This is a genomic window from Anthropogastromicrobium sp., from assembly GCF_037349415.1.
Classification (GTDB): Bacteria; Bacillota; Clostridia; order Lachnospirales; family Lachnospiraceae; genus Anthropogastromicrobium; species Anthropogastromicrobium aceti.
In genome coordinates this window covers 1-12,794 of record NZ_JAXWCK010000017.1, presented here as the reverse complement: position 1 = coordinate 12,794, position 12,794 = coordinate 1, and the positions used below count along the sequence as shown (strand labels likewise).

Annotated in this window: 12 protein-coding genes; 6 read left to right on the top strand and 6 right to left on the bottom strand. The window is 40.6% G+C overall.

Translation table 11 applies throughout. The features are described 5' to 3' along the window. Positions 1 to 295 precede the first annotated feature (295 nt). From WJP93_RS02470 to WJP93_RS02455, 4 genes are all read left to right on the top strand, one after another. Entirely contained in the window at positions 296 to 1,345 is a 1,050-nt protein-coding gene (locus tag WJP93_RS02470) for a hypothetical protein (protein ID WP_337546712.1), read from the top strand. Between the two features lie 127 nt (positions 1,346 to 1,472). After that, complete coding sequence (locus tag WJP93_RS02465; RefSeq protein WP_055172538.1) at positions 1,473 to 1,949, top strand: GNAT family N-acetyltransferase; 477 nt, start codon at positions 1,473 to 1,475, stop codon at positions 1,947 to 1,949. A 1,227-nt stretch (positions 1,950 to 3,176) separates the two neighbouring features. Beyond that, the gene (locus WJP93_RS02460) at positions 3,177 to 4,916 is read left to right on the top strand and encodes an ATP-binding cassette domain-containing protein (protein WP_262539097.1); all 1,740 of its coding nucleotides are present in this window, start codon (positions 3,177 to 3,179) and stop codon (positions 4,914 to 4,916) included. Then, positions 4,913 to 6,589 carry an ABC transporter ATP-binding protein gene (locus WJP93_RS02455; protein ID WP_337546704.1) on the top strand — a complete coding sequence of 559 codons (1,677 nt, stop codon included), beginning with the start codon at positions 4,913 to 4,915 and terminating at the stop codon, positions 6,587 to 6,589. The genes WJP93_RS02460 and WJP93_RS02455 overlap by 4 nt, the downstream gene beginning before the upstream one ends. A 122-nt stretch (positions 6,590 to 6,711) precedes the next feature. Here WJP93_RS02455 and WJP93_RS02450 read toward each other — a convergent pair whose 3' ends face one another. Then, complete coding sequence (locus tag WJP93_RS02450; RefSeq protein WP_337546703.1) at positions 6,712 to 6,996, bottom strand: hypothetical protein; 285 nt, start codon at positions 6,994 to 6,996, stop codon at positions 6,712 to 6,714. A 105-nt stretch (positions 6,997 to 7,101) separates the two neighbouring features. On the opposite strand from WJP93_RS02450, the gene WJP93_RS02445 reads away from it, so the two are divergent. Continuing rightward, positions 7,102 to 8,016, top strand: coding sequence for a ribokinase (locus WJP93_RS02445; RefSeq protein ID WP_066559611.1), 915 nt, complete (start codon positions 7,102 to 7,104; stop codon positions 8,014 to 8,016). Positions 8,017 to 8,086: 70 nt separating this feature from the next. Here the strand turns inward: WJP93_RS02445 and WJP93_RS02440 are convergent, their stop codons facing one another. Further along, positions 8,087 to 8,503: an amidohydrolase family protein gene (locus tag WJP93_RS02440; RefSeq protein WP_337546700.1), complete on the bottom strand. Its 417-nt coding sequence runs from the start codon at positions 8,501 to 8,503 to the stop codon at positions 8,087 to 8,089. A 400-nt stretch (positions 8,504 to 8,903) separates the two neighbouring features. After that, positions 8,904 to 9,083 carry a hypothetical protein gene (locus WJP93_RS02435; RefSeq protein ID WP_270377247.1) on the bottom strand — a complete coding sequence of 60 codons (180 nt, stop codon included), beginning with the start codon at positions 9,081 to 9,083 and terminating at the stop codon, positions 8,904 to 8,906. Positions 9,084 to 9,409: 326 nt separating this feature from the next. Between WJP93_RS02435 and WJP93_RS02430 the strand changes: the two genes are divergently transcribed. Beyond that, positions 9,410 to 9,847 carry a hypothetical protein gene (locus tag WJP93_RS02430; protein WP_337546695.1) on the top strand — a complete coding sequence of 146 codons (438 nt, stop codon included), beginning with the start codon at positions 9,410 to 9,412 and terminating at the stop codon, positions 9,845 to 9,847. Here the strand turns inward: WJP93_RS02430 and WJP93_RS02425 are convergent. From WJP93_RS02425 to WJP93_RS02415, 3 genes are all read right to left on the bottom strand, one after another. Then, on the bottom strand, positions 9,815 to 10,150 hold the full coding sequence (locus WJP93_RS02425) for a hypothetical protein (protein ID WP_337546694.1): 336 nt from the start codon (positions 10,148 to 10,150) through the stop codon (positions 9,815 to 9,817). The genes WJP93_RS02430 and WJP93_RS02425 overlap by 33 nt on opposite strands. 417 nt (positions 10,151 to 10,567) lie before the next feature. Beyond that, on the bottom strand, positions 10,568 to 11,518 hold the full coding sequence (locus WJP93_RS02420; protein ID WP_337546692.1) for an amidohydrolase family protein: 951 nt from the start codon (positions 11,516 to 11,518) through the stop codon (positions 10,568 to 10,570). A 115-nt stretch (positions 11,519 to 11,633) separates the two neighbouring features. Beyond that, complete coding sequence (locus WJP93_RS02415) at positions 11,634 to 12,491, bottom strand: alpha/beta hydrolase (RefSeq protein ID WP_337546690.1); 858 nt, start codon at positions 12,489 to 12,491, stop codon at positions 11,634 to 11,636. Positions 12,492 to 12,794: the final 303 nt, after the last annotated feature.

The window sequence follows — 12,794 nt, the reverse complement described above, 5'->3', positions numbered from 1 at the left end:
AGGCATACCATCGAAGCAATCTATGATTGGAGATAAATATACTTTTCCTTCTCCATTGGCTTCAGTGCCTGTCCCCGGCAAAAATGAGAACCGGGAAAAGATGTTGCGTCAGATAAGAAAAAAGTGCCTGTCCCCGGCAAAAAAGTAAAAACTTTATAAAAGTTCTATAAACAAAAGTTTACATTTTGCACAGAGGAGACTGAGCAGCAGCACGAGACAAACAGTGCCTGTCCCCAGCAAAAAAATATAATAAAAACAGTGCCTGTCCCCGGCAAAAATGGGAGCTGGAACCAATGTGCAGGAGCGTTTGATCGCTGTGCATCATTTAGATGTGGGCTGGAGACCAGCAGATCTAACTCAACGAAATGGTCGTATCATCCGACAGGGAAATACCAACCCAGTTGTCCAAATCTACAACTATGTAACAGAAGGCACATTCGACGCATATTTGTGGCAGATGCTGGAAAATAAACAAAGGTTTATCGGTCAGATCATGACAAGCAAGTCACCAGTGCGCTCATGCGAGGATGTAGATGAGCAAGTATTGAGCTATGCAGAAGTCAAGGCATTGTGTGCCGGAGATAGTCGTATAAAAGAAAAGATGGACTTAGAAGTAGAAGTTGCAAAGCTGCGAATGTTGAAATCAGAGTACCAGTCCACGCAATATCAGTTGGAAGATCGGCTGCTGAAACGATATCCAGAGCAAATCAAGAAGAAAGAAGCACAGATTGCAGGAATCAAAGCAGATCAAAAAACAGCAGAGCAGTATCCAAAATCAGAGAATGTTTTTTGTGGAATTGAGGTGTTTGGTAAAGAATACACAGATAAAAAAGAGGCCGCAAAAGCTTTGCTGAAAGCAGGAATGGCTTTTACAAACAGTAATTCAGAGCAGATCGGTGCATACCGTGGCTTTGAGCTGCATCGAAGCTATAACATAGCGAGTGATGAAATTCAACTGGAAATTCAAGGACAGATTTGCTATACGTTTCCATTCTTCAAAACAGATTGGGTGAATTTATCTAAGCTGGATACGGTGTTGGACAAACTGCCCGAAGTATTAAAAGAAGAGCAACAAAAACTTGATATGCTGTATCAGCAGATGGGCGATACACAAAAGCAGTTAAGCCAGCCTTTTCCGCAGGAAGAAGCTCTGAGAGAAAAGACAAAACGATTAGAAGAGTTGACAGCGGAGTTGGATATGGACTCATCAACAAAAACAAACTCAGCTGAGGAGATAATAAAGACAGGGTATCAGAAACAGACAGAAAATACACCATTGAAGCAATTGAGGTGTTCACATCTTCGGCAGAAAAGAGCGGAAATAAAGGCAGGAATGGAATATTGATAAGTAAGTTAACTTCTGGACAATTTGTCCAGAAGTTATAAAGATAAGTGGTAGAAAAATTTGTAAAGATGTGGTATAATACTTTTGCTTGTGAGTGACAAATCGGAATTTGACGAGGTGTATATTTATGATTATTACATTGGAAACAAGAACTGCTGATTCGGTTCGAACCTATTTTGAAAAAGCAAATAGACCCGAAATCAAGCAGGTATTACCTCAAAAGGCAAAAACAGTTGAAGAAGCATTGGCGGACTATGAGGAAACCTTGTTGCCGAATGCAACAAGCTTCGGTCAGACAGTGTATGTCGATGGAAAGTATGTCGGTGATGTTTGGTGCTATTGCATTGATATGGATGATGAACCAAACTGTATGCTTAGTTTCTGCATTTTTGAATTGGAATATTGGTCTAAGGGCATTGCTACATCGGCTGTAAATATGTTTATTAAGAATGTTTGTGAGCGGTACAATGTGAAAACCATCGGTGCATTTACCTTTGCACACAACAATGCTTCCATAAGAGTTTTGGAAAAGAACGGTTTTGTAGTTATAGAAGAATTTGAAGAAGATGGAGTTTTGTCAAAGTATCTCCAGTATGAGTGCTGACAAATTCCAGTTTGCAGAACTGACCCAAAAGAGCTCGAAGGAGCTCTTTTTCCTTTTTTATAATAGTATCATTATGGTATAATAGAGACATTAAAATCGGAAGTTGACGGAGCGATAGGATGAAGAAAAAATCAAAAATACTCAAAATATTAAACGGTATACAAGCATGATGACTTCAGCATTTTTTCTGGAGAAATTTTGTCGAAAGAACTTATGGAAAATGTTGGTACTATTTTTAATATTGTATTATCATCTGCTAACATATCCAGTGCCTGTCCCCAGCAAAAAAATATAAAGTTTATAAAAGTTCTATAAACAAAAGTTTACATTTTGCACAGAAGAGACTGAGCAGCAGCACGAGAGGGTAGCGTGTTACTGCTCAGCTCAACTTATCAAGAGAGTGAAAAAATAGGATGACAACGGTTGCATTTAGTGCTACACTTAATTCAGTGTCAAGGGTAAGTATACCTCATTAAATATGTCCAAAATGTTAACATGCACGGAAAACGGCTGTTGCCAGAATATTCTGACAAATGACTGCAAAAAACAGGCTCTGGAAACCGCATAAAACCTAGGTTTTTGAAGGGGTACCGTAGAAATGAGGTATAAGCCCGGGAGGGCATTGAAACTCAATTGTTACCTGAATCTGCTGATCCTTCCAGTAGTAACAACTCAAGCCCGAGAGGGCATTGAAACAATTTATTGCCTAACCCAATAGTCAGCCAATCGTGTAACAACTCAAGCCCGTGAGGGCATTGAAACGCTCAAATTTTTACTCACAGTTTTGACAAAAGTCGTAACAACTCAGGTACATCCAGTGCCTGTCCCAGGCAAAAAAATATAATATCCAAAGAAAGGTGAAGTTATCATGTCAGTGTCTAAAGATTAATTTGAATTAACACGAAAACAAAGCTTGCTTCTAATAAAAAAGGGATGAAAATAAACAAAGCCTGATAATTGAAAATAAAATTTCTGTCTTAGCTGATGTCGGTAAATTCAGATTAAACTGGTGAGTAAGAACCATTAGAACCATGAAATGAGCCATGTCTGGTAGTAAATGACAAATAAATACCGATAGTCCTTCGGTTAATCAGTTGTCAGTCAACAAGACTGACAGTATAATGATAGATAGTGTACATGTCAAAAAAGTCAGACAGAAAAGCCAACAGATTTAACTGTGGTCGTATGTCAAGCATATTAATGTACAAATCAGACGGAGGTGAAACCATGCTTTTATTAAACAAAACTTTGCTGAGACTGGCAAGGGGGCTGTGGCAATGGATTCTTGCGATTGCCGCAGTCAGTTTTTTGACGCTTGTTGGAACAACAGCGCTAGCGGAAATTGTTTCGCAGTTTCTGGGCAGTTTGTTCGAGCCACAGGTGGTATTAAGTACAGTAAAAAGTGCGGTCGGTGCGGCATTTCTCGCATCGGTATTTACGTTTCTTGCGCAGCTTGTCAAGGGACTTATCGAATACAAGACGGCGGCAAAGGCGCGAAGCACCATGCGAAAAACAATCTTTTCAAAGGTGATGGAACTCGATGCGGGCGGCATTGAAAAGATCGGGCCGACATCAGCGATTACCGCGGCGGTCGATGCGGTGGAGCAGATGCAGGCGTATTTTAGCAGCTATCTGCCGAGCCTGATTTTTAGTGTGATCGCGCCGATTTACCTGTTTTTCCATCTGAAGAATATTTCCCTTATCGTGGCCGTGCTTCTTCTTTTTGTATCGCTGATCCTTTTTCCACTTCACAATGTATTTCGTGGAAAAATTGAGGCGCTCAGAAAGACGTATTGGCGTTCATTAGATGATATGACCGGTTATTACATGGATGGTCTTCGCGGATTGACGACACTGAAACTGTTTGATCGTGACCGTGAGCATTCCCGCGTGCTCGGTGAGAAGGCAGATGTGTTAAACAAAAATATCAATGCCTTCATGAAAATCAATTTCACATCCTTCCTTGTGACCGAGCTTTTGATCTATGCGGCCATCACGGTTTCACTTGTGATTTGCATTACCGGAATGCGAAATGGTGATATTACAATCGCGCAAGCACTTACCGTTTTGATGCTTTCCTATAGCTATTTTTCTGCGATTCGTCAGTTGATGAGTGCTTCTCACAGCGCACTGACGGCGATCTCTGCGGCAGGAAAGGTGGAGGAGATTTTGCAGACCGATACGTCTCGTCCGTACAATCCAGAGCTTCCGGCCGATCCAGAGCATTTTGACGGAATTCGCATGGAGCATGTGTCTTATGGCTATGAGGGCCGCAGCAGAGCGCTACAGGATGTGTCACTGACGATTCCAAGAGGTTCGTCGGTTGCACTCGTTGGTTTGTCCGGCTGTGGAAAATCAACGGCGGCATCGCTTTTGATGCGTTTTTGCGATCCAGATCAGGGTACGATTTTTATCGAAGGAAAGGAGTATCGAAGCGTCACACCGCAGCAGTTTCGCACAAACATTGCCATGGTTCCGCAGCAAGTCAATCTGTTTTCGGGAACCATTCGTGAGAATCTATTGCTCGCCGATCCAAACGCAAACGATGAAAAATTAAAAGAAGCGTTATCGGAGGCTGGACTTGGCAGCTTTTTAAAGACGCTTCCAAAAGGACTCGACTCGGATGTGGGAAATGCAGGAGCAGCGCTTTCCGGTGGACAGCGCCAAAAGATGGGAATTGCTAGAGCACTGCTTTCAGAGGCACAGTATATGATCTTTGACGAGGCTACTTCAAGTGTCGATCCGCAGAGTGAGCGTGAGATCTGGGAGACGATCGGCCGTTTGTCAAAGACGAGAACGCTCATCATCATCTCGCACAGAATGTCCACGATTCAGAATGCAAATTGTATTTATGTACTGGAAAAAGGAGTGGTGGCTCAGCGTGGAAGTCATGCAGAGCTGATGCAGCAGGGCGGCTTGTACCGTGAGCTTGTAACGCGCCAGCAGGCAATGGAGGTGGCAGAATGAAACGAAAATTTAGCTATTCAATTGGAGAGATGAACCGCCGCCTGCTTGCAATCGGAAAATCCATCCGTGGTTATCTGGTGATTTCGACGCTTTCAAGTATCATTGGTGCACTAGCGCATATGGGTCTAATGGGCTTTGGTGCATTGTGGCTTCTTGCCGCCGCAGGCTTTTGCGGCAACTTTGCCCTGTATGGAATACTGACCGTTGGCTGTGCGATTTTGATTGCAGTGAGTCGTTATTTGGAGGGCGTATTTTCTCATATGGGCGCATATGGCATTCTTGCCAAGATGCGAGTGCAGCTATTTGACTCGATTGACCGCGTGGCCCCGGCATGGCTGATTGGAAGGGAGACGGGCGATCTGATGAACATTGCCGTGTCGGATATCGAGACGCTAGAATTTTTCTTTGCGCACACAATTGGTCCGATGTTTACCGTAATTTTGCTTCCGCTTACAACGGTAATTCTGGCATTTTGCGTCAATCCGTTGTACGCATGGGTCCTAATTCCAATCTATCTTATGATCAGCGTGGTGCTTCCGTTTTCGGCGCTTAAGGCTGGACGCGGAATCGGAATGCGCTATCGAGAACGCCTTGGAATACTTAAATCAAAGATTCTTGAGAGCGTTTACAGCATCCGCGATATTCAGATTTTTGGAGCAGGAGAGCGAAAGGCAGAGGAGATCCAACGGGCAAATGATGAGGTCAATCATGCATCATTTTGGCTGACACTCCATCGCCAGACGGTCGCATCATTTCCAAATTTCTTTGTCTATCTGGCACGAATTTTGATTCTGGTGTGCGCAGGCGTGCTCGCTTCGCGTGGCATCAACAATCCAGTTGGAACGATTGCACTTTCCTTTGCGGCAACAGCATCGCTTTCGTCCACCTTTAACCTGACCTTCGTGGTGACAAGTCTGTTGGAAACTTACGGTGCGGCAGAGCGTATCTTCCAAATCGAAGATACATTGCCGGAAACAACAGAGCCAGAATCACCTGTTTCCTGCGGTGAGATTCAGACAATCGAGTTTCGTGATGTCAGCTTTTCATATCCGGGCACCGAGAAGAAGATTCTCGACCATATGAATTTAATCATTAAAAAGGGCGATCAGATTGGAATCGAGGGCGAATCCGGTGCAGGAAAATCAACTATTCTTCGCCTGCTGCTTCGCTTTTATGCACCGAGTGAAGGCCAGATTTTACTCAATGGAATCCCAAGCGAGAAAATTAGTTTTGCCGAGCTTCATAAGCAAATCGCATTTCTTGAGCAGGATACCTATCTGTTTGATGATACCATCGCGGCGAACATTGCAGTCGCAAAGCCGTCGGCAACGTCAGAGGAGATTCGGCTTGCGGCAAAGCGGGCTGGAATCGACGATTTTATTGAGACACTTCCGGATGGGTATGATACCGATATGGGTCAGATGAATGCACGCCTTTCGGGAGGAGAGCGCCAGCGTATTGGAATCGCCAGAATCTTTCTTCGAAATCCCGATATTTGCCTAATGGATGAGCCGTCAAGTGCGCTCGATGCGCTTCACGAAAAGGAACTGCTGCACACACTTCAGACCGAGTATGCCGATAAGACCATTCTTCTTATCTCACATCGTAGCAGTACGCTGACTGGATGCAACCGAATCCTAAAAATGCAGGATAAGACGGTGAAGGAAAAATAAAAGTAATGGAAGCAACGATTTACAGAAGCTAAATTTGTATAGTCCTGAGTTGTTAATTAAAAAAAGAAAAAACAGAGACAATTGCTAAAAACAACTGTCTCTATTTTTTCTTCTCTATTGTTTTATAAAGACGTATTTTTCTTACTCAGTGCAAGGCAGATCGCCATTCCGACAAATGCAATACCACTCCACATAAGCAAAGTAGCACTCCAACCGCTATGCTCGGAGAAGATTGCGATCGCGTAAACAGAAATGGAGCTTCCAACGTAGGTAAAGGAATTTAAAAGTCCGGATATAAACGAAATTTTACCGTATTTTTTAAATTTCAGTGGCATGATGTAGGTCATAATCCAGTTTACGCCGTGCATACAACCTGTCAAAAGTGCCGATAAAAAGATCGTGGACATCCAGTGCCTGTCCCCGGCAAAAACGGTCCTAAATGAGGTTAATTATACTTTTATTTTTTCCGTTATATGGTATAGTGGTTCCCATAGGAAGGTGAAAAGAAAGATATGAAAATATATAATATGGGGTCTTTAAATATTGATTATGTATATCGAGTACCGCATTTTGTTCAGCCAGGTGAAACGATTTCCTCTTATGGAAGAGAAATTTTTGCTGGTGGAAAAGGATTGAATCAATCAATTGCGCTTGCTCGCGCAGGTGCACAGGTAATTCATGGTGGTATGATTGGACCAGATGGCGCATTTTTAAAGGAACTATTGGAAGATTCTGGTGTGGATACCACACATATATGTACACTACAGGAAGCGAGTGGTCATACGGTGATCCAGGTAGATGAGCAGGGACAAAATTGTATCATTCTTTATGCGGGAACAAATCACTGTGTTACGAAAGCATATTTGGATGAATTGTTAAAAGATGCTTCTGCAGGTGATTTCATGCTGATTCAAAATGAAATAAATTGTCTAAATGAGGCAATGGAAATCGCACATAAAAAGAAGATGTACATTGCGTTTAACCCATCACCAATAAGCAAAGAGCTTTTTACGCTGCCATTGTCTTATGTTGATTGGTGGTTTTGCAATGAAATCGAGGGCGCTATATTGTTTGGAAAAAACCAAAAACAGAAAATGGCAGATCAAATAGCGATGGATCCGGAAAAGATCATGCAGCAGTTTCAAAAACAATATCCGCAGAGCCATCTGATTTTAACTCTTGGAAAAAAAGGAAGTTATTATTGTGATAAAAAGGATATTCTTTTTCAACCTGCTTTTGAAGTAAAAGCAATTGATACAACAGCGGCAGGAGATACCTATTCCGGATATTTTTTGGCAGATTTAGCAGGTGGAAAAAATATTTCAGATGCTTTAAAAGATGCATCGCTAGCTGCATCAATATGTGTGACACGAAAAGGTGCAGCACCATCAATTCCTTATAAAAAAGAAATAGAAAATTTGATTTGAGTATACAATCGGTAAAATTCCCCAGAGACCGTTGATGTTTCAATTGTAGTCTCTGGGGGTGAATGAAAAATTATAAAAACTTATCCAACTCTTTTTCAACCTGTTTTCTCTTTTTGATCTTTGGATGATCAAAAAGACTTCCTTTGGCGATAACCATTTCCAGATTGCGCAGTGCACGCAAATCTTTGAGAGGATTTTTTGCAGTGACAATCATGTCAGCGCTTTTTCCTTTTTCGATCGATCCGGTAATGTGACCAATTCCGGCAAGTTCAGCACTTCGCTTTGTTGCAGTATAGATGGCAAAGGAATTGGATACGCCAACATATTTATGAAAATAATAGAGTTCACGCCAGAAATCATATTGGGTAATCCATGGGCAACCAACATCATTGCCCAGAACAACAGGAATGTCATTTGCGAGTGCAGCTTTCGCACAGTCAATAATGCCCTTGAAGACGATGTTTCCATTATATTTATCACAGGGCAAAGGCTTTTATCCAGTTTTAGGGCAAAAGTTTCAGCCAGTGAAAAATCTAAATTCACGTAAATAAGCGTGAATCTATCAATGCAAAGAAATAACCTTGAAGAACTGTAGAAATACGGTTCTTCAAGATTTTTTGTTTCTATGGCAGCAGTTTCACAGGATTTACTGATATTTGGAAAGTAGAGAAAAGCCTTATTTTAAGGGCTTTCAAGGGTCTTGATTTACACATAAAATACGAATTTTATGAGGAATAAAAACTCTGATAAGCACATTCTGATAAAGAATAACCTCTGATAATGTGATAATGTGACCGTCTAATATAGACACGCAACTACAACAGACACGCTACAAAAGAAAAGGCTACTCTACTGAGAATAGAGTAACCCCTTCAAAGATTAAAACATTACAGAGAAACAGCACGTTTCTCAATAAGCTTTAACCATTTTGGATTATCTTTTACAAGTAAATAATTTGCAAAAGATACACCAGTAATCTTAGAAACATGACCATTAGAAGATGCAACTTCTAAGGTATTATCAGGCTTCCAAGTAATGTTGGTAGACTTATTGAAATTAATATCCATAACGAACACCTCCCTTCTGTATAGGGTTATATAGTAAAGCTCTGGTCAGAGAGCTGAACTAACTTAACAGAACTAACCTTAACAGAACTTTCTGTAAGTAGCTCTTAGGCAGAGAAAATTTGATGGTGGTACATCAATCCTCCACTTATTAGTATACGAGAAATCGTATGAAAGTAGGAAGTAATTAGCCTAATAGGAACTGCTTACAGGTTGAGAACACCCAAGACTGGACTAGGGGAGGGGTGGGAGAACACAACTTCAATTAAAATATCTATAGCAAGATACGATTGCAAACATATAGCATGAAATGATTGGAGTGATGTAATTTGGAAACAAGCAATAAAGAAAAGTTATCTGCACAAATAGTAGATACCAGAAAAGAGATAACAGAACTGACAGAATCAGAACTGAAAGAAGTGGAAGAGATAGCTAAACAATATGGGCGAGATTCATGGAAATATTCAGCATATCTCAAAAAGAATTTCAAACATATTGGAGAGGAAATTCCAGAGAATATACCATTTTCAGAATATCATGATTATATTCTTAGGAATTTCCGAATAACAAAGCCAATGAAAGAGTGGACTGATATAGATTATAAAGTGAACAATTCTTGGCAAAAAAGACTTTTGGTTCTGTTTTCCATTAAAGAACATGGTTGGAAAGAACCGTTTGATGATAGGCAAAAGCGAATCATTGAAAGAGTTCGTAATGGTACAGACTATGATATTTTAGCTGATGAATGTCCTGAATGGTTTCAGTAAATTGAGAAAAGGCTGTAAATTCCTATATTCAGCCCTTGCTTTAGAAAGAGCTTCTTCGTCATTAATGATTTTAGCATCATCAATTTTTCTTTTTAAGGCTTTACGCTGATAGTCAATTGCTGGCAATATAATAATGCAGTTTGATTTTACCCAATCGGCATTTACAACATCACCATCAATAGCAGCAACGTAATTTCTACAAGCTTCAACGGCATTGATTTTTGATGTAATGTCACCTATTGGGTCAAGCTGAATATGTAATAAATAATCGTTCAGGGCATTGAGAAGAGTATCTTTGTTCATAGTAAACCTCCTGTATATGGTATAAGAATAATCTATAAGAATTTTGATGGCAGCAGTTGTAAGCCACACTGTATAGATTATCATATAATGTAGATTATCACACTGTATAGATTATCACACAATACAAATTATACAACTACAGAAGAAGGTTTTATGAACATAAATATCTGGACAGGAATGTTTGAATACAAATATCTGGACATACGAAAAAATATCTAAAAGAAAAAATAAGTAGTGTTAGTTTAAAAGCGTAAATCGGTAGACAGTCATATTATCAAGTTATCAGAGGAGTAGGTTATCAGAGATGTAACTTGTCAGAAGTGCAACTTGTCAGAAGTGCAACTTATGTTTGGAACATAAATGGACAGGGGAAATCTCTGAAGGACAAAGAATTTATACAGGATAAAAACTTTCTATCTAGTTGAGTATCAACTGGATAGAATTTTTGCCCCGAAACAGAATGAAAGAGATTGCCCTATGACAATATTGCTCGACTTCGGTTGCATGGGTGATTGAACTGTCGAACAGCGCATATGGAAGCGCTGGTGAGATTGTTGTACACAAAAAAGCACCACGCTCTTGAAAGAGCCTTATCATAGAATTGTCCAGTTTGGCACCGTGCTCGATTGAGTCTACGCCATTTTCCAGAGCAACGCGAACACCTTCTGGGGATTCTACATGAGCAGCAACCAGATAACCAGCATCGTGTGCTTGTTTACAGACGGCATATACCATTTCAGGTGACATTTTTAATTCACCAGGAACACCTTTTTTCTTGGCATCCAATACACCTCCGGTAATCATAAGTTTGATTAAATCAACCTTTTCTTGCTTCGCTTTTTCAAGTTGTTTCAGTGCATCTGGAATGGTCGATGCGGCAACTGCAACCGATCCAGCCATATGACCACCTGGAACGGAGATTCCCTGATTTGCAGCAAGAATGCGAGGGCCAAGTTTAGTGCCGGATTCAATTTCATCGCGCAGACGAGTATCAAAATTGCCGAGTCCACCAACTGTTCGGATGGTTGTGACACCACTGAACAATTCATCTTTCGCAAATCCTGCTACCATTTTATATGCGATTGTTCTGGTAAGCGAGGAACTCATAATGGTTTTGACTAGCTTTTCATTATTGCGCTGCTTTTTCTGAGGCTTTCCGTTTCCAGCAAGATGAACATGCATATTGATTAGTCCAGGAAGAATGTATTGTCCGTGAAGGTCAATCACCTTATAATTGTGAAGATCTGCATTCGCATCTGGTATCAAATCGGTGATGATTCCGTTTTCTACCAGAATACAAAGCCCCTGTTGGATTTTCATTTCTTTTGTTCCATCCAAAATTTTTCCATTTCGAAAAGCATAATTCATAGCAAATTCTCCAATTCCATAAGTTTATCGAATGTCTTTATTTCTGATTTGTCAAGCCTTTTGTAATATTGCATATACAATTTTCACCTAATTAGAAAATAGTATAGTATTACAATTATAAATGAAGCTTTGACTGTCGGTTGAAAAATTCAATAAAAAGATCAAGAAGCGGCAAACTCCAGAAGGATCCTTCATGTTCAGCATGATCGACGCAGATAAAACTAACATCCGCACCACATTCTTCAAGACGTTTCACCATTTGTTCGCTCTGAGAGAAAGGCACTAAAGGGTCTGCATTTCCATGCGCAATTAGAAATGGAACATAATTTTTTCCTTTTTCAACATAAAAAATAGGACTTACTAATTGTAAAATTTTAGGATTATAGGTACCACCACAGAAGGCATTGATCATATTAGATGTTTCTGGATCAAGGAGAGCTGGGTATTGCGGCATCATTGCGGTTAGATCAGTCGGCCCAAAGCAATCGATGACAGCGCAAACAGAATCAGAGTATTCTGCATATTCGCTTGTTTTAAAACGGCTGTCATCGCCAGTGAGTCCAAGAAGCAAAGAAGTATTACCACCAGAGGAAGTGCCGAATGAATAGATTTGCTTGTCATCAATTTGAAATTGGTCAGCGTGTGCTCTTAAAAAACGGATTGCTGTTTTTACATCCTGCAAGAAGGCGGGTGCTGGATAGCCGTCATCAATATTGCGGTGTCGTACAGTAGCAACTGTGTATCCAGCGGCAGAAAAACGAGCTAATTGAGGAATTTCGTAGGTCGTATCAGGAAAATGCCATGCACTTCCCTGAATAAATACAATAACTGGATTGCGAGAATGGTCAGTATCGGCTCGTTGGGGAATCAGCATATCCATTGTCAATTCAACACCGGATGCAGTAGAATAAATAACATTAGGGCGGAATACAGAAAGGCCTTTTCGAGTTGGATTATTTGAGATTGTTAACATAAAGATCCTCCTTTTGAATTTTATTTCACGGCTTGAATCATAAAAATCTTGCCTTTTAAATTAACAGATGGGCGTTGACACGCCCATTTAAAGTTGCGGTTTTGCGCGTCTAACATATGGTGAAAACCGTTTCTATCAAAGTAGGCAGAGTACCACGTCCATAGGAGTTACGTACCGCATGGGCGTGGGTGAATGCCTTTGATGCTACTTATTGATTTTTAATATATTCTTGTACCAGCTGCAAACTATTTTCGTTTGCAATTGTAGTAAAATAGCTGTTGCTCCAAAACAAGGAATCCTGAC